Source organism: Nesterenkonia maliinae, from assembly GCF_051262655.1.
Classification (GTDB): Bacteria; Actinomycetota; Actinomycetes; order Actinomycetales; family Micrococcaceae; genus Nesterenkonia.
Window position 1 is genome coordinate 74,983 of the sequence record NZ_JBIMEY010000008.1, and the last position, 18,285, is coordinate 93,267.

The 18,285-nt window shown below is 67.1% G+C and carries 20 protein-coding genes and 1 tRNA gene; 15 read left to right on the top strand and 6 right to left on the bottom strand.

Annotated elements, in window-relative coordinates; all coding sequences use genetic code 11:
- The first annotated feature begins 178 nt into the window (after positions 1 to 178).
- From typA to ACHAA4_RS13200, 5 genes are all read left to right on the top strand, one after another.
- Entirely contained in the window at positions 179 to 2,125 is a 1,947-nt protein-coding gene (gene typA / locus ACHAA4_RS13180; protein WP_435774639.1) for a translational GTPase TypA, read from the top strand.
- Positions 2,125 to 2,589: a hypothetical protein gene (locus tag ACHAA4_RS13185; RefSeq protein ID WP_435774640.1), complete on the top strand. Its 465-nt coding sequence runs from the start codon at positions 2,125 to 2,127 to the stop codon at positions 2,587 to 2,589. Before typA ends, ACHAA4_RS13185 begins: the two co-directional genes overlap by 1 nt.
- Positions 2,590 to 2,626: 37 nt before the next feature.
- Positions 2,627 to 2,947, top strand: coding sequence for a ferredoxin (fdxA, locus tag ACHAA4_RS13190; protein ID WP_036474056.1), 321 nt, complete (start codon positions 2,627 to 2,629; stop codon positions 2,945 to 2,947).
- A 72-nt stretch (positions 2,948 to 3,019) separates the two neighbouring features.
- Complete coding sequence (dapC, locus tag ACHAA4_RS13195; protein ID WP_435774641.1) at positions 3,020 to 4,189, top strand: succinyldiaminopimelate transaminase; 1,170 nt, start codon at positions 3,020 to 3,022, stop codon at positions 4,187 to 4,189.
- A gap of 129 nt (positions 4,190 to 4,318) precedes the next feature.
- Entirely contained in the window at positions 4,319 to 5,602 is a 1,284-nt protein-coding gene (locus tag ACHAA4_RS13200) for a citrate synthase (RefSeq protein WP_435774642.1), read from the top strand.
- A gap of 127 nt (positions 5,603 to 5,729) precedes the next feature.
- Here the strand turns inward: ACHAA4_RS13200 and ACHAA4_RS13205 are convergent, their stop codons facing one another.
- Complete coding sequence (locus ACHAA4_RS13205) at positions 5,730 to 6,854, bottom strand: hypothetical protein (protein ID WP_435774643.1); 1,125 nt, start codon at positions 6,852 to 6,854, stop codon at positions 5,730 to 5,732.
- A gap of 70 nt (positions 6,855 to 6,924) precedes the next feature.
- Positions 6,925 to 7,878 (bottom strand): 2,3,4,5-tetrahydropyridine-2,6-dicarboxylate N-succinyltransferase, encoded by a 954-nt coding sequence (gene dapD / locus ACHAA4_RS13210; protein ID WP_435774644.1) that lies wholly within the window; start codon positions 7,876 to 7,878, stop codon positions 6,925 to 6,927.
- Between the two features lie 87 nt (positions 7,879 to 7,965).
- Here dapD and dapE point away from each other — a divergent pair, with 87 nt between their 5' ends.
- From dapE to ACHAA4_RS13225, 3 genes are read left to right on the top strand one after another with little or no spacing between them, the layout of a single operon-like run.
- Complete coding sequence (dapE, locus tag ACHAA4_RS13215; RefSeq protein ID WP_435774645.1) at positions 7,966 to 9,099, top strand: succinyl-diaminopimelate desuccinylase; 1,134 nt, start codon at positions 7,966 to 7,968, stop codon at positions 9,097 to 9,099.
- A gap of 22 nt (positions 9,100 to 9,121) precedes the next feature.
- Positions 9,122 to 9,832, top strand: a complete 711-nt coding sequence (locus ACHAA4_RS13220; protein WP_435774646.1) for an SDR family oxidoreductase — start codon at positions 9,122 to 9,124, stop codon at positions 9,830 to 9,832.
- Between the two features lie 5 nt (positions 9,833 to 9,837).
- Positions 9,838 to 10,308, top strand: a complete 471-nt coding sequence (locus ACHAA4_RS13225) for a GNAT family acetyltransferase (RefSeq protein WP_435774647.1) — start codon at positions 9,838 to 9,840, stop codon at positions 10,306 to 10,308.
- Between the two features lie 44 nt (positions 10,309 to 10,352).
- On the opposite strand, the gene ACHAA4_RS13230 is transcribed toward ACHAA4_RS13225, so the two are convergent.
- Positions 10,353 to 10,913 carry an LOG family protein gene (locus ACHAA4_RS13230; RefSeq protein ID WP_435774648.1) on the bottom strand — a complete coding sequence of 187 codons (561 nt, stop codon included), beginning with the start codon at positions 10,911 to 10,913 and terminating at the stop codon, positions 10,353 to 10,355.
- Positions 10,914 to 11,023: 110 nt separating this feature from the next.
- Here ACHAA4_RS13230 and ACHAA4_RS13235 point away from each other — a divergent pair.
- Together ACHAA4_RS13235 and purU are read left to right on the top strand one after the other, a co-directional pair.
- Positions 11,024 to 11,095, top strand: a tRNA-Asn gene (locus ACHAA4_RS13235).
- Between the two features lie 106 nt (positions 11,096 to 11,201).
- On the top strand, positions 11,202 to 12,077 hold the full coding sequence (gene purU, locus ACHAA4_RS13240; RefSeq protein ID WP_435774649.1) for a formyltetrahydrofolate deformylase: 876 nt from the start codon (positions 11,202 to 11,204) through the stop codon (positions 12,075 to 12,077).
- Between the two features lie 12 nt (positions 12,078 to 12,089).
- Here the strand turns inward: purU and ACHAA4_RS13245 are convergent, their stop codons facing one another.
- Positions 12,090 to 12,680, bottom strand: a complete 591-nt coding sequence (locus ACHAA4_RS13245; RefSeq protein WP_435774650.1) for a TetR/AcrR family transcriptional regulator — start codon at positions 12,678 to 12,680, stop codon at positions 12,090 to 12,092.
- A 75-nt stretch (positions 12,681 to 12,755) separates the two neighbouring features.
- Between ACHAA4_RS13245 and ACHAA4_RS13250 the strand changes: the two genes are divergently transcribed.
- On the top strand, positions 12,756 to 13,157 hold the full coding sequence (locus tag ACHAA4_RS13250) for a VOC family protein (RefSeq protein ID WP_435774651.1): 402 nt from the start codon (positions 12,756 to 12,758) through the stop codon (positions 13,155 to 13,157).
- 81 nt (positions 13,158 to 13,238) lie between these two features.
- Here the strand turns inward: ACHAA4_RS13250 and ACHAA4_RS13255 are convergent, their stop codons facing one another.
- On the bottom strand, positions 13,239 to 13,688 hold the full coding sequence (locus ACHAA4_RS13255) for an Hsp20/alpha crystallin family protein (RefSeq protein WP_435774652.1): 450 nt from the start codon (positions 13,686 to 13,688) through the stop codon (positions 13,239 to 13,241).
- A 224-nt stretch (positions 13,689 to 13,912) separates the two neighbouring features.
- Between ACHAA4_RS13255 and ACHAA4_RS13260 the strand changes: the two genes are divergently transcribed.
- Complete coding sequence (locus tag ACHAA4_RS13260) at positions 13,913 to 14,779, top strand: siderophore-interacting protein (protein ID WP_435774653.1); 867 nt, start codon at positions 13,913 to 13,915, stop codon at positions 14,777 to 14,779.
- A gap of 21 nt (positions 14,780 to 14,800) precedes the next feature.
- On the opposite strand, the gene ACHAA4_RS13265 is transcribed toward ACHAA4_RS13260, so the two are convergent.
- Positions 14,801 to 15,247, bottom strand: a complete 447-nt coding sequence (locus tag ACHAA4_RS13265; protein ID WP_435774654.1) for a TM2 domain-containing protein — start codon at positions 15,245 to 15,247, stop codon at positions 14,801 to 14,803.
- Between the two features lie 80 nt (positions 15,248 to 15,327).
- Here ACHAA4_RS13265 and ACHAA4_RS13270 point away from each other — a divergent pair, with 80 nt between their 5' ends.
- From ACHAA4_RS13270 to ACHAA4_RS13280, 3 genes are read left to right on the top strand one after another with little or no spacing between them, the layout of a single operon-like run.
- The gene (locus ACHAA4_RS13270) at positions 15,328 to 16,338 is read left to right on the top strand and encodes a phage holin family protein (RefSeq protein WP_435774655.1); all 1,011 of its coding nucleotides are present in this window, start codon (positions 15,328 to 15,330) and stop codon (positions 16,336 to 16,338) included.
- A gap of 9 nt (positions 16,339 to 16,347) precedes the next feature.
- Positions 16,348 to 16,989: a CDP-alcohol phosphatidyltransferase family protein gene (locus ACHAA4_RS13275; RefSeq protein WP_435774656.1), complete on the top strand. Its 642-nt coding sequence runs from the start codon at positions 16,348 to 16,350 to the stop codon at positions 16,987 to 16,989.
- On the top strand, positions 16,989 to 18,263 hold the full coding sequence (locus tag ACHAA4_RS13280) for a glycosyltransferase (RefSeq protein WP_435774657.1): 1,275 nt from the start codon (positions 16,989 to 16,991) through the stop codon (positions 18,261 to 18,263). Before ACHAA4_RS13275 ends, ACHAA4_RS13280 begins: the two co-directional genes overlap by 1 nt.
- Positions 18,264 to 18,285: the final 22 nt, after the last annotated feature.

Consider the following 18,285-nt stretch of genomic DNA (forward strand, 5'->3'; position numbering starts at 1 on the left):
AGGCCGTACACTGGAATGGTGTGGTCGCGACACGGCGGTGTGCCTGTGCGCTCTGACCCACCCGAATCCACACTGTTGAACCACATGTAGAACCACGACGTGACATGGACGAGTCAAGACACGACATCGACCGACCAGACGCGTCACACTCTCCTCTATGGAAGGCGTTGCCCCACTTATGACCACTGCTGCCGCTCGGACACTTGCAGGTACTGACGAGCGCCAGGATCTGCGCAACGTCGCCATCGTCGCCCACGTCGACCACGGCAAGACCACTCTGGTCGACGCCATGCTCACCCAGACGAGAGAGGCCGGTGCGCACGGCGCTCTCGAGGAACGGGTCATGGACTCTGGTGAGCTCGAGAAGGAGAAGGGCATCACGATCCTGGCCAAGAACACCACCGTGTTCTACTCCGGTCCGGCCGCCACCAAGCACGCCGGAATGGACAAGGTCACCATCAACGTGATCGACACCCCCGGACACGCCGACTTCGGCGGTGAGGTCGAGCGCGGCCTCTCCATGGTCGACGGCGTCGTGCTGCTGGTCGACGCCTCTGAGGGCCCGCTGCCCCAGACCCGTTTCGTGCTGCGCAAGGCACTCAACGCCCAGCTTCCGGTGATCCTGGTCGTGAACAAGACCGACCGCCCCGATGCGCGCATCGACGGCGTCGTCTCCGACACCATGGACCTGCTGCTCGGCCTCGCCTCCGACGTCGCCGAGGAGAACCCCGAGCTGAACCTGGACTCGGTGCTCGACGTTCCGGTGGTCTTCGCCTCCGGCCGAGAAGGCCGCGCCTCGAAGAACCAGCCCGAAGACGGCGGAATGCCGGACAGCGACGACCTTGAGCCGCTCTTCGACACCATCCTCGAGCATGTTCCCGCGCCGAAGTACGACTCCAGCGAAGTCCTCCAGGCGCACGTCACCAACCTCGACGCCTCCCCGTTCCTCGGCCGCCTCGCCCTGCTGCGCATCTTCAACGGCACGCTGAAGAAGAACCAGCAGGTCGCCTGGGCCCGCAAGGATGGCACCATGAAGACGGTGAAGATCACCGAGCTTCTGGCCACCAAGGGCCTGGAGCGCGTCTCGGCAGACTCCGCCGGACCCGGCGAGATCGTCGCCGTCGCCGGCATCTCCGACATCATGATCGGCGAGACCCTCACCGATCTGGAGAACCCCAAGCCGCTGCCGACCATCACCGTGGATGATCCCGCGATCTCCATGACCATCGGCATCAACACCTCACCGATGGCTGGCCGGGTCAAGGGCGCGAAGGTCACTGCCCGCCAGGTCAAGGACCGCCTGGACAAGGAGCTGGTCGGCAACGTCTCGCTCAAGGTCTTCCCGACCGAGCGTCCCGACACCTGGGAGGTCCAGGGCCGCGGCGAGCTCGCACTGGCGATCCTGGTCGAGCAGATGCGCCGCGAAGGCTTCGAGCTCACCGTGGGCAAGCCCCAGGTGGTCACCCGCGAGATCGACGGCAAGCTGCACGAGCCGATGGAGAACATGATCGTGGACTCCCCCGAGGAGTTCATGGGTGCGATCACCCAGCTGATGGCGGCCCGCAAGGGAACCATGACCACGATGACCAACAACGGCACCGGCTGGATCCGCATGGAGTTCATGGTGCCCGCTCGCGGTCTCATCGGCTTCCGCACCAAGTTCCTCACCGACACCCGCGGCGCCGGCATCGCCTCGTCCTACGCGGCAGGCTACGAGCCGTGGAAGGGCCTGATCGAGTACCGCACCTCCGGTTCGCTGATCTCCGACCGCACCGGCACGGCGACCCCGTTCGCCATGATCAACCTGCAGGAGCGCGGCAACTTCTTCGTGGACCCGCAGGAAGAGGTCTACGAGGGCATGGTCGTCGGCGAGAACGCTCGCCACGACGACATGGAGGTCAACATCACGAAGGAGAAGAAGCTCACCAACATGCGTGCAGCGGCTGCCGACTCCTTCGAGGGCCTGACCCCGCCGACCAAGCTGACCCTCGAGGAATCCCTCGAGTTCGCCAACGAGGACGAGTGCGTCGAGGTCACCCCGCACTCGATCCGCATCCGCAAGGTCATCTTGAACTCCTCCGAGCGCATGCGTGACACACGCAAGAAGAAGAGCGCTTCGCAGTAATGACCGCAGCGCAGGACACCGCGACACCCTCGCGGAGAAGCTCGATGCGACCAGCTCTGCTGGGCGTGTGCTTCTCCGCAGGGGTGGTGCTCGGGATCCTGGGCACCGTGCTCCACGGCAACATCCTGATGCTCGGGCCCACCGAGACCGGGACCGTCGTGCCGTGGGGTGCGGTCCTGGCCCTGCTGATGTGCCTGATGGCGCAGCTATGGGCCGGACTCAAGAGCGGCTCCCTGCTGGAGCCGATGCTGATGGGCGTGACCACCTTCACCGTGGCCTCGATCGCCTATCTCTGGCCCGGCCCCGACCAGCTGGTCGTGCCCTACAGCCCCGAAGCCATGGAGCTGCTGCCTGGGCCCACGCTGGCCTCGGTCATCTGGTGGCTGGGCACCGCGGCGGTCACCCTCATTGCGATGGTCCTCGTCAAGTGGATCGTTGTGCGGGACCGCTCCGTATCTCGGTAGACTCTAGTTACGCACTCGTAGAAAGACAGAGGAGTCCATGACGTACATCATCGCCCTTCCTTGCGTGGATCTGAAGGACAAGGCCTGCATCGATGAATGTCCTGTGGACTGCATCTATGAGGGTGATCGGATGCTCTACATCCACCCCGATGAATGCGTCGACTGCGGGGCCTGCGAACCGGTCTGCCCGGTGGAGGCCATCTACTACGAGGACGACACCCCGTCGCAGTGGTCTGAGTACTACCGCGCCAACGTGGAGTTCTTCGACGAGGTCGGTTCCCCCGGCGGTGCCGCGAAGGTCGGACTGATCCCCAAGGATCACGAGATCGTCGCCGCCCTGCCGCCGCAGCAGCAGTGACCCCACAGCAACAGTGACCCCACAGCAACAGTGACCCCGCAGCACTGATCACCCACACTCGCAGAGGCCTCCATGCTGACTCTTCCTGAGTACCCCTGGGACGCGATGGCTCCCTACCTGGAGAAGGCGCGGCAACACCCCGAGGGTGTCGTCAACCTCTCCATCGGCACCCCTGTGGATCCCACTCCCGAGGTGATCCAGGCGGCGCTCACCGCCGCCGCGGACGCCCCCGGGTATCCCACGACTCACGGCACGCTCGCGCTGCGCGAATCGATCTCCGCCTGGTTCGCCCGTCGCCGCGGGGTCACCGACCTGGACCCGGAGAACATCCTTCCCACGGTGGGCTCCAAGGAGCTCGTCGCCTGGCTGCCCACCCTGCTGGGAATCGGCGCCCGCGCAGGAGCAGGGGCCGACGACGTCGTCCTGCGCCCGCTGGTGGCCTACCCGACCTATGACATCGGTGCGCAGATCGCCGGCGCCACCCCGCTGGCCACCGATGACCCGCTCAGCCTCGACGAGGAGACGCTCCAGCGGGTCAAGCTGATCTGGATCAACTCACCCTCGAACCCCACCGGCGCGGTGGCCGGGGTCGAGTGGATGCGCGAGGTGGTCCAGTTGGCCCGCCGGATCGGGGCCGTGGTCGCCTCCGACGAGTGCTACGCCGAGCTGCCCTGGGAGGTCACCGACGACGACATCCCCTCGGTCCTGGACCCGCGGGTCTGCGGGACCGATCCGGAGACCGGCGGGGGAGACCACCGTGGACTGATCGCGGTCTACTCGGCGTCGAAACAGTCGAACATCGCCGGATACCGCGCGGCCTTCGCGGCCGGCTGCCCGGAGCTGATCAGCGGATTGATCAACACCCGCAAGCACGCCGGGATGATCGTGCCCGCCCCGATCCAGGCCGCGCTCGCCGCCGCGCTGGAGGACGACGCCCACGTCGACGCTCAGCGCGAGCTCTACCGCCGCCGTCGTGCGCTGATGGTCCCCGCCCTGGCGGCCGCCGGCCTGCAGATCGAGGATTCGATCGCCGGGCTCTACCTCTGGTGCCGCGCCGCCGGGACCGACCCCTCCGCGGCCACCGCGCAGGACACCTGGGCGCTGGTCGATCAGATGGCGCAGCGCGGGATCCTCGTCGGCCCCGGGGTCTTCTACGGGGAGCAGGGCAACGGGTACATCCGCGTGGCGCTGACCGCCACCGATGAGCGGATCGCCGCAGCGGCCCAGCGTCTCACCGGCTGAGCCTCGCGCTCGCCCGGAGCCGAGGCAGGGTACACCCGATGCCGTGAACCAGGACACAACTGGCAACCTACGGTGACCAGACGGTAGGTTTGTCATGATGTCCCCCTAGTGTGTCTGATAAGGAGACCCATGACTGAGCAGTCTTCTGCCCGCCTGAATTATCAGGGGGGAGATCTGGAACTACCCGTGCATTCGTCCGTGGAGGGCAATGTCGGTCTCGGTATCGCACCCCTGCTGAAGACCACCGGCGCGGTCACCTATGACCCCGGCTTCATGAACACTGCTAACGCGCAGTCTGCAATCACCTACATCGACGGCGATGAAGGCATCCTGCGCTACCGCGGTTACCCCATCGAGCAGCTGGCGGAGAAGTCCAGCTTCCTCGAGGTCTCCTACCTGCTGATCTACGGCGAGCTGCCCACCCAGCAGCAGCTCACCGACTTCGACACCGTCACCCGTCGGCACACCCTGCTCCACGAGGAGCTGCGCGACTTCTTCGGCGGCTTCCCGCGCGACGCCCACCCGATGCCGGTGCTCTCCTCTGCAGTCTCCGCGCTGTCCACCTATTACCCGGACTCGCTGGATCCCTTCAACAAGGATCACGTGGAGCGCTCCACCTACCGGATGCTCGCGAAGGTCCCCACCATCGCGGCCTACGCGTACAAGAAGTCCATCGGTCAGCCGATGCTCTACCCGGACAACAACCTGACCCTGGTCGAGAACCTGCTGCGCGGCTGCTTCGGCGTCCCCGCCGAGCAGTTCGAGCTGGACCCGGACATCGTGAAGGCCCTGGACACGCTGCTGATCCTGCACGCGGACCACGAGCAGAACTGCTCCACCTCGACCGTGCGCCTGGTCGGCTCCTCGCAGGCGAACCTCTTCGCCTCGGTCTCTGCCGGCATCAACGCCCTCTACGGCCCCGCACACGGCGGCGCCAACGAAGCGGTGCTGGGCATGCTGCGCCAGATCCAGTCCGGCGACGTCAGCCCGGAGGCCTTCATGGAGAAGGTCAAGAACAAAGAAGACGGCGTCCGGCTCATGGGCTTCGGCCACCGGGTCTATAAGAACTACGACCCGCGCGCCCGCGTGGTCAAGGGCCTCGCGGATGACCTGCTGGCCAAGCTCGGCGGCGACGACGAGCTCTTCGACATCGCCCAGCGCCTGGAGCAGAAGGCGTTGGAGGACGACTACTTCATCGAGCGCAAGCTCTATCCGAACGTGGACTTCTACACCGGCCTGATCTACAAGGCCATGGGCTTCCCGGAGAAGATGTTCACCGTGCTCTTCGCGCTGGGCCGGCTTCCCGGCTGGATCGCCCAGTGGCGCGAGATGATCGAGGATCCCTCCACCAAGATCGGTCGGCCCCGCCAGATCTACATCGGCGAGCCCGAGCGGAACTACCCCGGAATCTGACCCTCCCGCACGTCGGCGACCTTCGTTGAGCGGCGGATTCTACGACCATCCCGAGGCCTGATCGGCCTGAGATGCTCGCAGAATCCGCCGCTCAACGTGTCTGTACGAGTCAGTGGGTGTAAGCAGCTCAGCGGCGGGAGAAGCCGATGACCACGGCGTCGTCGCTGATCGTGTCCACACGCTCCCAGAGGCCCGAATCGCGGTGCCACTCGTACGCCCCGGCGTGCACCGACTGGACCCCGTAGGTCTCCGCCGAGGCCACGGCCCACTGCGCGACCAGCCATTCCGGTTCGGTGCGCTCGGTCGCGGCACCTTCCGCGTCATCCTCGGAGCCCGGCTCGGTGGCGCCGGCCTCGTCCTCGACGTCGCTCACCGAGACCCGGACCATGGCAGAGTCGCCGGAGCCCTCCACCGCTGCGGCCTCGGCGCCGAGCATCCCGGAGAGCGAGGCTTCAAGCTCGCCGGTCAGACCCTCGGGGTCCGGGCCTGGGACGTCGAGCTGACTGAGCTCACAGGTCATCACCATGGGCTGCAGACCGGTCAGCGGCCGGGCGAAGGCCCGGGCCAGCTCCTCGTGCTGCGGGTAGAACGTCGGGTTCTGCGGCCGGCCCAGCGCCTCGGCGACCTCCTCGAGCCCCAGGTCCGGCGACCATTCGAGGTCACTCTCGGCGTCGCCGTCACGGCTCTCGATCAGCCGGGCGTAGAAGTCCTCCGCGGTGGTCGGGGTGGAACTGGTGGCGTTCACCGCGTCCCATTGCGGGCCGCCGTCGGCGAAGAGGACCGGCGACGCCGCGGCCTGCGCCTCCTGCGCTCCGCCGTCCTCGCTCTCCTCGGAGCCCTCGGCCGCCTCAGTCTCACCCTGGTCTGCCTCGGCTTCGTCAGACCCGTCCTCGACCGGCTCGGCGTTCTCCTCCGCCGGGTCGGCCCGGTTGTCCAGGCTCGTCTCCTGCAGCGAGATCGAGATCGCGTCGGTGGCGGCCTCGACCGGGAGGTCGCGCTCTGCCGCAGCCGCGGCGAGGTGCGCGGCCGAGTAGGCCTGCGCGGGGGAGAGCCGGTGCTCGACCTCACCGACCGTGACCGAGCAGCGTTCATCGAGGAGATACTCGTTCTCCTCGATGAACTGCCAGGCCCCATAGCCGGTCGCCCCGACGGCGGCCGCGACCACGGTGATGGCCACCACGGCCTTGACCCGTCGCCGGCGTCGATAGACGGTGCGGGAGACGGTGATGGGGCGATCAGCGCGCGGGCTCATCGAAGACCTCTCGGTTCAGTTCCTGCTCGGGTGTGGCTCAGCGGCGGCGCAGCGGCCGCGACGCGGAAGCTCAGTTGCGGTGCAGAGCTGCGTTGAGCTCGACCTTCTGGCCCTTGCGGGGGACTGCCTGGACGGAGCCGGTGACGGAGTCGCGGCGGAAGAGCAGGTTCGGCACCCCGGAGAGCGCCGAGGCCTTCACGGTGTCCATCACGGTGCGGTCATCGGCGAGCACCGAGACCTTGGTGCCCGCGGTGACGTAGAGCCCGGCTTCGATCACGCAGTCGTCGCCGACCGAGATGCCCACACCGGAGTTCGCGCCGAGCAGCACGCGCTCACCCAGGGTGATCTTTTCCTTGCCGCCGCCGGAGAGGGTGCCCATGATGGACGCGCCGCCGCCGATGTCGGTGCCGTCTCCGACCACGACCCCGGCGGAGATGCGGCCCTCCACCATGGAGCTGCCCAGTGTGCCGGCGTTGAAGTTCACGAAGCCCTCGTGCATCACGGTGGTGCCCTCAGCCAGATGCGCACCCAGGCGGACCCGGTCCGCGTCGCCGATGCGCACGCCGGAGGGGGTCACGTAGTCGACAAGGCGGGGGAACTTGTCGATCGAGTGCACGCTGACGTGACCGCGTGCGCGCAGCTTCAGCCGGGTGGTCTCGAAGCCGGCCACGGCGCAGGGGCCGAAGTTGGTCCAGACCACGTTGGCCAGGTGCCCGAAGATGCCGTCCAGGTTGATGGTGCGCGGCTTGACCAGCCGGTGCGAGAGCAGGTGCAGACGCAGCCACACGTCGGAGGCGGAGCTGGCCTCGCTGTCCAGATCGGCCTCCACGGAGACCACCTGGGTGCTCACCCCGCGGTCGGGATCCTCGCCGGTGGCGGCCTGCAGGGCGGCGAGAAGCTCGGCGTCGTCGTTCTCGGAAAGGGGGGCCATCAGGGGGCGCGGGAACCAGGTGTCCAGGACGGTGCCGTCGGTGGTCACTGTGGCGAGGCCATGGCCGGATGCGGTTCGATTGTCAGTGCTCATGGCACCATCCTACTTTTTCTCCGCGAGTGGCCCAGGAGCTTGGCTCTGCGGGTCCCGGGTGCGGGGGTGTTCGCCTAGGCTGGGCGGATGGATATCCGTGGAATGCTCTCCGGCGACGTCGCCGCGCTCACCGAGGCGATCATCGCCTGCGAATCCGTCTCCGGCGATGAGGCGGCTCTCGCCGACGCCGTGGAGTCGGCGCTGGGAGACCTGGGGGGACTGAGCCTGCACCGCGACGGAGACACCATCATCGCGCGCACCGAGACCGGCGCGTCCCAGCGGATTTTCCTCGCCGGGCACCTGGACACGGTGCCGCTGCCGACCACCCCGGGCTCCCGCGGCACCGTCCCGCCGAGCTGGGAGCAGGCCGAGGGTGCCGACGTGCTCTACGGCCGCGGCGCCACCGACATGAAGGGCGGTGTGGCGGTGCAGCTGAAGCTGGCCGACGACGTCGCCGCGCACCTGGCCTCGGGCGGTTCCCTGGACCGGGACATCACCTGGGTCTTCTACGACCACGAGGAGGTCGAGGCCAGCAAGTCCGGACTCGGTCGGGTGCTGGACAGCGTGCCCGAGCTGCTGGACGGGGAATTCGCGGTGCTGCTGGAGCCCACCCACGGGGTGGTGGAGGGCGGTTGCAACGGCACCTGCCGCTTCGAGGTGACCATTCCCGGGGTGGCCGCTCACTCCGGACGCGCCTGGATGGGGGAGAACGCGATCCACGGCACCGCCGAGCTGCTCCGGGTCTTGAGCGACTACGCGCCGCAGACCATCACCGTGGAGGGCCTGGACTACCGCGAAGGACTTAACGCCGTGCGGATCCGCGGCGGAGTGGCCGGAAACGTCATCCCCGACTCCACCGTGGTGGAGATCAACTACCGCTTCGCCCCGGACAAGACCGAGGAGCAGGCCCACGCCCACGTCCGTGAGGTCTTGGCCGAGGCCGGGATCAGCGAGGATCAGCAGAAGGTCACCGACAGCTCCGCGGCAGCCCGCCCCGGGCTCGACCACCCGGCGGCCAAGGCGTTCATCGCCGCGGTGGGCGGGGAGCCGATGCCCAAATACGGCTGGACCGATGTGGCGCGCTTTTCCGCCAGGGGAGTCCCTGCGGTGAACTTCGGCCCCGGCGACCCGTTGCTGGCGCACTCCGACGACGAACACGTCACCGCGCAGGCGCTGCGGGACTGCCACACCGCGCTGCACCGCTGGCTGCTGGGCGGCTGAGCAGATCCTCTAGGCTGAGGTCATGACCGAACAGCAGACGTCCACCCGTCCAGTCGCCCTGATCACCGGCGCGTCCCGCGGCATCGGCAAGGCCATCGCCGCCGAGCTCGGCCGCGACCATCACATCCTGGTCGGCGGGACGAACCCCGAGACCGTTGACGCCGTGGTGAAGACCCTGCCCAGTGCAGAGCCGTTCCTGGTGGACCTGACCGATCTCGACGCCATCGGCCCCGGGCTGGAGGCGGCCGCGCCCTCCCGCCTCGACGTGTTGGTCCATTCTGCCGGGCTGGCCTGGATGAACCCGGTAGCGGAGACCTCCCCGGCCCAGTTCCAGGAGATGTTCACGGTCAACGTCTTCGCCGTCGCGGAGCTCACCCGCGCCGCGCTGCCGCTGCTGCGCGAATCCCACGGGCAGGTGCTGAGCATCAACTCGGGCGCCGGATTCACCGCGGGCCCGGGCAGCTCGATGTACTCCGGGACCAAGTTCGCGCTGCGCGCGCTCACCGACGCGCTGCGCGAGGAGGAGCGCGGCCAGGTCAAGGTCACCTCGATCCATCCGGGCCGGGTCGACACCGATATGCAGGTGGCGCTCCAGCAGTCCATGGGCAACGAGAACTACGACGGCGGCATCTACATCTCCCCCCAGGCCATCGCCGAGGCGGCGCGCACCGTGGTGGACATGGAGGACGCCTCCATGGTGGAGAGCATCTCCATCCGTCCGGTCCAGAAATAGCCGTCTTGCGCGTCACCGAGCTGCCCGAGGAGCTTCTCGACGCCGCCGTCGAGCTCTGGCACCGGGCCGGGCTCACCCGACCCTGGAACGACCCGCATGAGGACTGCCGGCGGGCCCTCACCGGGGACGAGTCCACGGTGCTCGCGGCGATCGACGCCGCGGGAGAGCTGGGCGGCACCGTGATGGTCGGCCAGGACGGCCATCGCGGCTGGATCTACTACCTCGCCGTGGACGAACGCCGGCAGGGTCAGGGTCTCGGCAAGCAGCTGCTCGCCGGGGCCGAGGACTGGCTGCGTCAACGCGGGGTGCCCAAGCTGATGCTGATGGTCCGGCAGGAGAACGCCCATGTCCAGGACTTCTACCGGGCGCTGGGCTACACCGACCAGGACACCGTGGTGCTGGGACGCTGGCTGGACACGGAGCTGGAGACCGGGCTCGACGCCGAGGTCACCACTGAGCTCGACGGGGAGGCCTGAATGGGGGAGACCCCTTCGAGGGCTGAGTCTGAAGGGCTCAGGCGTCAGCGTCCGACCGGAGGCGTCCAGGTGCGCAGCTTCAAGATCAGATCCTGCGGGTCTGCGCTGATCACCAGGGCCTCGCGACGCCAGGCGGACATGAAGCCCTCGTCGACCATGTGGTCCACCATGGCCAGCAGCGGCTCCCAGAATCCCTTCACGTTGTAGAGCCCCACGGGTTTGGCGTGCAGGCCCAGGTACTGCCAGGTCCACACCTCGAAGAACTCCTCGAGCGTTCCCATCCCGCCCGGCAGCGCGATGAATCCATCGCCGAGGTCCGCCATCCGGGACTTTCGGGTGTGCATATCGGGCACGATCTCCAGCGAGGTCAGTCCGTGGTGTCCGACCTCGCGTCCCATGAGCACCTCGGGGATGATCCCGTGGACCTCCCCGCCGGCCTCCAGTGCCGCGTCGGCGATCTGTCCCATCAGACCCACCTTCCCGCCGCCATAGACCACGCTGATGTTTGCCCCGGCCAGCGCGGTGCCGAGCCGACGGACCTCCTCGGTGTAATCGAGGTCGGCCCCGGACGCGGAACCGGTGAAGACCGTGAGAGCATGAAACATGGGCTGAGGGGCAGCTGCTGGGGTGTCGAGTGAAATAGGGCTCACAGTTCTATAGTTCCACAGCGATTTCCCAGCGGCCGGGAACCCCTGCTAGACTTTTTCAGTCGCAATCCTCCATAGCTCAACGGCAGAGCACTCGACTGTTAATCGAGCGGTTGTTGGTTCGAATCCAACTGGGGGAGCAGATCCGCCCTCGCCCTCACGGGCGGGGGCGTTTTTCATGCCATAGTGTTTTTCGTGCGACGCTGTTCCGCCGCACTGACCTGGAGAACCCGATTCGGAGACTTGATGCGCGCCACTGAGACGAAGACCCACGACATCGCCCGGCTGATCATCTCCTGCCCGGACCAGCCGGGGATCGTGGCGGCGGTCTCAGAGCTCATCGCCGAGGTCGGCGGGAACATCATCAGCCTCGACCAGTACTCCACCGGCGTGGAGGACGGCCGCTTCTTCCAGCGCACCGTGTTCCACCTCCCCGGGCTCGCCGCGGCCAAGCCCGCAGTGGAACACGCGATCCAGACCAAGCTGGCGGACCGCTTCTCGATGGAGTACTCCCTGTCTGCGGCAGATCAGCCCAAGCGGGTGGCGATCTTCGCGTCCAAGACCGACCACTGCCTGCTGGATCTGCTCTGGCGGCACCGCCGGGGTGAGATCCCGATGGACATCGTCATGGTCATCTCCAACCATGCCGACCTCGCCGAGGACGTGCGCCCCTTCGGGATCCCGTACTTCCACGTCCCGGTGGTCAACGGGGACAAGGCTGCTGCCGAGGCCCGGCATCTGGAGCTGCTGCAGGGCAATGTCGACATGATCGTGCTGGCCCGGTACATGCAGATCATCTCCGAGGATTTCCTCGACCACGTCGGCGCCCCGGTGATCAACATCCACCACAGCTTCCTGCCCGCCTTCATCGGTGCCGGCCCGTACCAGAAGGCCGCTGACCGCGGGGTGAAGCTCATCGGCGCCACCGCCCACTACGTGACCAAGGACCTCGACGAGGGTCCGATCATCGAACAGGACGTCATCCGGGTCTCGCACAGCGACGACGTCGCCCAGCTCACCCGCTTCGGCGCCGACGTCGAACGCGCCGTGCTCTCCCGCGCGGTGAAGTGGCACTGCGAAGACCGTGTCATCCGCAACGGCAGCACCACGATCGTCTTCTAGCCCCCTTCCCCCTCAACGGGGAGGGTGGGGGAGGACCGCGTCGATCAGTCGGTCCAGCACCCGGTGTGCCGATTCGCGAGCCGCGGCCTGGTCAGGCTGTTCACTGATCCAGAGGGCGGCGTCGTTCATCGCCCCGGAGAGCTGCGCGGTGGTCGCGTCCACCAGTTCAGCCGGGACCCCGGCCTCCGAGAGCGCGAGGCGAAGCTGGGCCACCGAGTTCTGCGCATCCTGCGCCCGCCAGGTGGACCAGCCGATGACCGAGGGAGCATCCACCAGCAGCGTCCGCGCCATGGAGGCCGAGGTGATCGCATCCAGGAACGCATGACAGCCCACGCGCAGCTGCTCCTCGGGCCCGTCTCCGGCGGCCTCGGCGGCGGAGACCACCGACCGGGCGACGTCGGCCTGCAGCGCTCCCGCGACGGCGGTGAACAGTCCGAGGCGATTGCCGTAATGGTGGTAGACCGCACCGCGAGTCACCCCAGCGGCTCGGGCGACCTCATCGATGGAAAGCTCAGCGAAGCCACGTTCAGCCAGAAGTCGGACCGCCGAGCGAAGAATATCGTCGGCGGTCTGCGCGGCCGCGGCGGCACTGGCTCGAGGCATGGAACCTTCCTTTACGTACAGAGAGTATGTAGCTTGACTGCGTTACATACATATAGTACGTAAAGGAGTTCGCTCATGGGTTGGTCAAGCTTCTATCCGGTGGTGATGGCCCGAGACGTGGGCGCCACCGCCACCTTCTATCGCGAGGTGCTGGGCTTCGAGCCGGTCTACGACTCGGACTGGTATGTCAGCCTCCAGCGCGAAAGCTTCGAGCTCGCGATCCTGGCCTGGGATCACCCGACGATTCCGGAGGGCCACCGCACCACGGCACAGGGGCTGCTGCTCAACGTCGAGGTCGACGACGTCGACGCAGTCCATGCAGAGCTGACGTCGCGCGGCGACCTGGACGTCGCACTCACGCTGCGCAGCGAGGACTTCGGCCAGCGGCACTTCGTCATCAAGGCTCCCGACGGGGTCCTGATCGACATCATCCAACAGATCGAACCCAGCGCCGAGTATGCCCAATACCAACGGTGAGCGGCGGATTCTGCGGGCAGATGACCCCGACATCGGGTCAAACTGATCGGAGAATCCGCCCCTCAACGAGAAGGGCAAGGATCAGGACTCGATCTTCTGTGCGCGCTCGGTCGAGGAGATCTGGATCTTGCGCGGCTGCTCGGTGGCGTAGACCCCGGTCACGCGGACCGTGAGAACACCGGATTCATAGGTCGCCGAGATCGCGTCGCCGGAGACCTCGCCCGGCAGAGTGATGGTGCGGGAGAAGGATCCGTAGCGCACCTCGCGGAGACCCTCGGCCTCGGTCTCGCTCCGGCGCTCTCCGGAGACGGTCAGCGTGCGTCCGGTCAGCTCCACCGCGACATCCTTGTCCGGGTCGATGCCGGGGAGGTCGGCACGCAGGACCAGGTCCTCCCCGTCGCGGTGGGCGTCCACGGCGGGCACGAAACCGGCCTGGCGCTGGGCCGCGTCCATCGAGGGGGCTCGCACGGTGCGGAAGACGTCGTCGATCAGAGCGAAGGGATCGAGCCGGGTCAGAGAGTTGTTGATCACAGCAATCAGCTCCTTATACTCATTGCTCTATGGGACAGGGTTGGTGCCTTGCGGCAATGGTTCCAACGGAACCTGAGCCCAGTATATTCCAAACTTGAGCACGATGCACTCAACTTTTCTCGAGGATTGACGCAGAGATTCGGGTACGGACTTCTGTCGCAATACAGCACCGTCCAACTGAGGCAGACCTCCGCCGCCGGGTCCGGTTCGATTAGAGTGCCGGGGTGTCCAAGTCAAAGAAAACACGCGTCCAGCACGTCCTCGCCGTCGAAGCCAAGAAGCAGCTCAGCCCGCACATGGTTCGCCTCGTCCTGGGCGGGCCCGGTTTTCACGCGATCGAGTTCAAGTCCGTGGGGGAGTCGCCAGCCACGGATCAATACATCAAGCTGCTCTTCCTTCCCCAGGGCCCCGAGGCGGCGCTGCTGCCAGAGGGTGTCGACCTCAGCCGCCCCTATGACATGGACGCCCTGCGCGAGCATCTGAGCACCGAGCAGATGCCGGCCACCCGGACCTACACGATCCGGCACGTCGACCATCTCAATGCGCAGATCTGGGTGGACTTCGTGGTCCATGGGGACGTGGGCCGCGCAGGAGTCTGGGCGAAGAATGCCCAGATGGGAGACGTGATCAGCTTCTTCGGGCCCGGCAGCGGCTACGCCCCGCGCGAGGAGGCTGCCTGGCACCTGCTGGCCGGCGACGAGGCGGCCCTGCCCGCGATCGCCTCGGCGCTGGAGTCCATGACTGAGCACGCACAAGGGATCGCCGTCGTGGAGGTTCGGGATGCCACGGAACGCCAGCCGTTGGACGTCCCCGCCGGCATGGATCTGGTGTGGCTGCACCGAGAGGCTGACTTCAGCCCGGAGACCGCGATGCTCGCGGAGTACCTGGAAGAGCTGACCATCCCGGAGGGTGATGTGCAGGTCTTCGTGCACGGCGAGCGCGCCCAGATGAAACGCATCCGGCGCATGCTGGTGGATCAGAAGGGCCTCGACCGCAAGGCCATGTCCCTCTCGGCCTACTGGGCGCACGGGCGGATCGAGGACCAGTTCCAGGCGGAGAAGCGCACCCCGGTGGGGCAGATCGAGGATTGAGCCGTCAGGCGCGGATCCAGCTCAGCCCGCCACCCCTGAACTGGTGCCGATCACCAGGGCGACCATCAGGGCGAGTGCCAGCAGCACCACGGTGACTGCGGAGAACAGGCCTGCGCGCTCCCGGTGCCCGGCCAGGCGCAGGTCGTGGGTGTCGCGCATCTGCCCGGCCAGCAGCATGATCATGTCCAATAGGGTCCACACGAAGACCACGGTCACGCAGAGCAGCCCGAGGTTCGCCTGGTCGGCGACCATCAGCACGACTGCCGTGATGCTCACCACAGCCATCACAACCGCCGAGACGGGACGGTTCAGATACCAGCGATGCGCCCCCGCGGGACCCAGCAGAAGTGTCAGGAGCCAGGCGACCGCAAAACGTTTCTCCGATGCCGGCTCCGCTTCGTAGGCGCGCTGGTCAGCCTCCGTGTAGGTGTTGGCATAGAGCTCTTCGAAATCGTACTGGTCAGCCATGTCTTCAATCGTATAGGTGGTAGTTTGTAGTGAACTGAACACCCACCCTTGAGCACTATCTCTTATATGGAGGCGCAGTCTTGTCTCAGCCAGGAACCGGCCGCACACAGGGCACGGCGCCCCGTACGTCGCTGCTCGATGTGATCAAGGTCGTACTGCGACTCGGCCCCAAGCAGATCAACGATGAGATCCAGCTGGCCATCGCCCAGATGAAGACCAAGGGCGTTGCCGCGGGCATCGCGGTCGGCCTCATGGTGGTCGGAGTGGTCTTCCTCGCCTTCCTCGTGGTCGCGCTCATCATCGCCGCCGTCGCCGCCCTCTCGCTGATCTTCCAGCCGTGGGCCGCCGCCCTGATCGTGGCCGGCGTCTTCTTGATCATCGCGGTGATCTTCGCGCTCATAGGGCTGATGAAGCTCAAGAAGACGATGCCGCTGCTGCCCGAGGACGCCATCCGCGGCTTCCGCCTCGATCTCGGTGTGGCCCGCGAGGGCACCAGCTTCGACCCGGCGAGCCTTGACCAGGCCGATTCCGAGAAGCGCCGGCAGAAGGAAGAGTCCAAGCGTCAGGCGGCCGAACAGGCCAAGAAGGACGCGAAGGTCCCCGGCGCCGGTTCGCCGACCCCGCCCACCTACAGCGAGCTGCTGCGCCGCACCGGCCTGCGCCGCGATCATCTGGCCTCGTTGCAGGACCAGATCACCTCGGGCACCCGGCTCATCGCCGAGGGCGCCAAGGAGAAGGCCGAGAACGTCAAGGGCAAGGCCGACCGGATCAGCTCCAAGGCTCGCGGCGGCTCCAAGCCGAAGGCCGAGAAGCCCAAGGCCGAGAAGCCCAAGACCGTGAAGCCCAAGACCGTGAAGCCCCGCCCGGCTGACCAGGCCCCCGTCTCGGGGAAGACTCGGGGCGCTGCCGGCGAGCCGGTGCGCGTCACGTCCCAGGAGCCCAAGATCGATGGCGTCCCCGCCGCCTCGGACCAGGAGTCGGGCGCACATGCCGCCGGAGAGTTCGTGGCGGCGCGGTGGAAGCCGCTCGCCGTCGTCGCCGGTTCTGCCGCCGCCGGTGCCGTCTTCCTCCGCGAGCTTGTGAAGAAATAAACTGCCCCGGTGAGACTGATCGGTGCCGGAACCCAGGACGGTTTCGAGTACACCATCCGCGAGACGTTCTGGACCGCGCCGAACATCGTGACCGTGCTGCGGTTCCTGCTGATCCCGGTGTTCGTGGTCCTGGTCGCGCAGAATCAGTACATGGCCGCCTTCTGGGTGCTGGTCGGTCTCTCCAGCACTGACTGGATCGATGGGTACATCGCGAGGCGCTTCGATCAGATGTCCACGGTGGGCCAGTGGTTGGATCCGCTGGCCGACCGGCTCTCGCTGATCATCGTCACCGCGACGTTGGCGAGCTTCGGCGTCGTGCCGGTCTGGGTCGTGCTCGCCGTGGTCATCCCCGACCTGATCCTCTCGGTGAACACCTATGTGCTGTTCAAGGGGCCTCCGCCGCTGGAGGTCACCCTGCTGGGCAAGCTGCGGACCGCGTTCCTGCTGATCGGGCTTCCGCTGGCGCTGCTGGGGTCCACCGAGATGTTGCGCGAGAGCCTCGCACCCGACATCGCGTTCGTCCTCCTGGCGGTGGGCGCCGGGATGCATATCATTGCTTCTGCTGACTACTTCATCAAGGCCCGTCGGAAGGCGGGGCGGCTGCGCCGCGAACAGGCCCGCCTGGGCATCGAGGAGGAATCGACCCCCTGATGGTGAACGTTGTGCCCGGCGAGACGCCCCGCGAGGAGCCCGCCGAGAAGTCGACCGAGCAGTCCACCGAGAACCGCGGCGAGCACACGACGGGCAAGCTGCGCATCCTGATCGCGGCAGACACCTATCCCCCTGATGTCAACGGTGCGGCGGTCTTCAGCCACCGGTTGGCGAAGAACATGGCCGCCCGCGGTCACGAGGTGCACATCGCCGCCGCACGGACCAGCCGCGGCCCTGACATGGTGGAACACACCGACGAGGCGACGGTGCATCGGTTCCGCTCCTTCAAGGCGCCGACCCACGAGTACATCCGGCTCTGCCTTCCGTGGCTGGTGGAGCCTGCGATGGGACGGCTGATGGACGAGCTGCAGCCCGACGTCGTGCACGTGCAGTGCCACTACATGATCGGCAAGGCCGCCATCGATGCCGCCGCCGAGCGGGGCCTGCGCACCATCGCCACCAATCACTTCATGCCCGAGAACCTAGACCCCTTCCTGCCGTTCCCCGCCTGGTTCCGCCGGATCGTGGCGAAGAACTCCTGGCGCGACATGGGCAGGCTGATGGGCAAGGCCGCGGTGGTCACCACCCCCACCCCGCTCGCGGCGCGGACCATGATGGAACGGGCGGGATTCGAGAAGGTGCTTCCGCTCTCCAACGGGATCGATGTGGAGAACTACCGGGTGCGCCCAGGTGAGGTGCTGAACCGGCCCGAGCGCCCGACGGTGCTGTTCGTCGGTCGTCTGGCCGTCGAGAAGAACGTGGACGTGCTCATCGAGGCCATCGCCAAGACCGATCCGGCGCTGAGGATCGGGCTCGACATCGTCGGCGACGGCGAGCAGCGTGATCTCCTCTCGGCGCAGATCCAGGAGCTGGGCCTCGGTGATCGGGTCCGCATGCGCGGGCACGTCGACGAGGACGCGCTGCGGCTGGCCTACCTCCAGGCTGACGTCTTCTGCCAGCCCGGCACCGCGGAGCTGCAGTCGCTGGTCTCCTTGGAGGCGATGTCAGCCGGGCTGCCGGTGGTCCTCGCCGATGCGCTCGCCCTGCCGCACCTGGTCGAGGATGGGGTCAACGGCTACCTCTTCGAGCCCGGCAACTCCGCACACCTGGCGGCCCGGCTGGAACAGCTGTTCGCGGTGAGCCCGGAGCAGCGGACCCAGATGGGGGAGAGCAGCCGCGAGCGGGCGGGCTGGCACAGCCTCAAGACCACGATGAACGCCTTCGAGAAGCTCTACCGCGGCGCCGACTGGATCGATAGCCGGCACACCCCGTAGCGGGATGCGCCGCTGGTCAGGG

What these genes read in the sequence shown, in the direction of transcription:
- typA (WP_435774639.1), top strand. Translation starts at nt 179, where the DNA reads ATGACCACTGCTGCCGCTCGGACACTTGCAGGTACTGACGAGCGCCAG.
- ACHAA4_RS13185 (WP_435774640.1), top strand. Translation starts at nt 2,125, where the DNA reads ATGACCGCAGCGCAGGACACCGCGACACCCTCGCGGAGAAGCTCGATG.
- fdxA (WP_036474056.1), top strand. Translation starts at nt 2,627, where the DNA reads ATGACGTACATCATCGCCCTTCCTTGCGTGGATCTGAAGGACAAGGCC.
- dapC (WP_435774641.1), top strand. Translation starts at nt 3,020, where the DNA reads ATGCTGACTCTTCCTGAGTACCCCTGGGACGCGATGGCTCCCTACCTG.
- ACHAA4_RS13200 (WP_435774642.1), top strand. Translation starts at nt 4,319, where the DNA reads ATGACTGAGCAGTCTTCTGCCCGCCTGAATTATCAGGGGGGAGATCTG.
- ACHAA4_RS13205 (WP_435774643.1), bottom strand. Translation starts at nt 6,854, where the DNA reads ATGAGCCCGCGCGCTGATCGCCCCATCACCGTCTCCCGCACCGTCTAT.
- dapD (WP_435774644.1), bottom strand. Translation starts at nt 7,878, where the DNA reads ATGAGCACTGACAATCGAACCGCATCCGGCCATGGCCTCGCCACAGTG.
- dapE (WP_435774645.1), top strand. Translation starts at nt 7,966, where the DNA reads ATGGATATCCGTGGAATGCTCTCCGGCGACGTCGCCGCGCTCACCGAG.
- ACHAA4_RS13220 (WP_435774646.1), top strand. Translation starts at nt 9,122, where the DNA reads ATGACCGAACAGCAGACGTCCACCCGTCCAGTCGCCCTGATCACCGGC.
- ACHAA4_RS13230 (WP_435774648.1), bottom strand. Translation starts at nt 10,913, where the DNA reads ATGTTTCATGCTCTCACGGTCTTCACCGGTTCCGCGTCCGGGGCCGAC.
- purU (WP_435774649.1), top strand. Translation starts at nt 11,202, where the DNA reads ATGCGCGCCACTGAGACGAAGACCCACGACATCGCCCGGCTGATCATC.
- ACHAA4_RS13245 (WP_435774650.1), bottom strand. Translation starts at nt 12,680, where the DNA reads ATGCCTCGAGCCAGTGCCGCCGCGGCCGCGCAGACCGCCGACGATATT.
- ACHAA4_RS13250 (WP_435774651.1), top strand. Translation starts at nt 12,756, where the DNA reads ATGGGTTGGTCAAGCTTCTATCCGGTGGTGATGGCCCGAGACGTGGGC.
- ACHAA4_RS13265 (WP_435774654.1), bottom strand. Translation starts at nt 15,247, where the DNA reads ATGGCTGACCAGTACGATTTCGAAGAGCTCTATGCCAACACCTACACG.
- ACHAA4_RS13280 (WP_435774657.1), top strand. Translation starts at nt 16,989, where the DNA reads ATGGTGAACGTTGTGCCCGGCGAGACGCCCCGCGAGGAGCCCGCCGAG.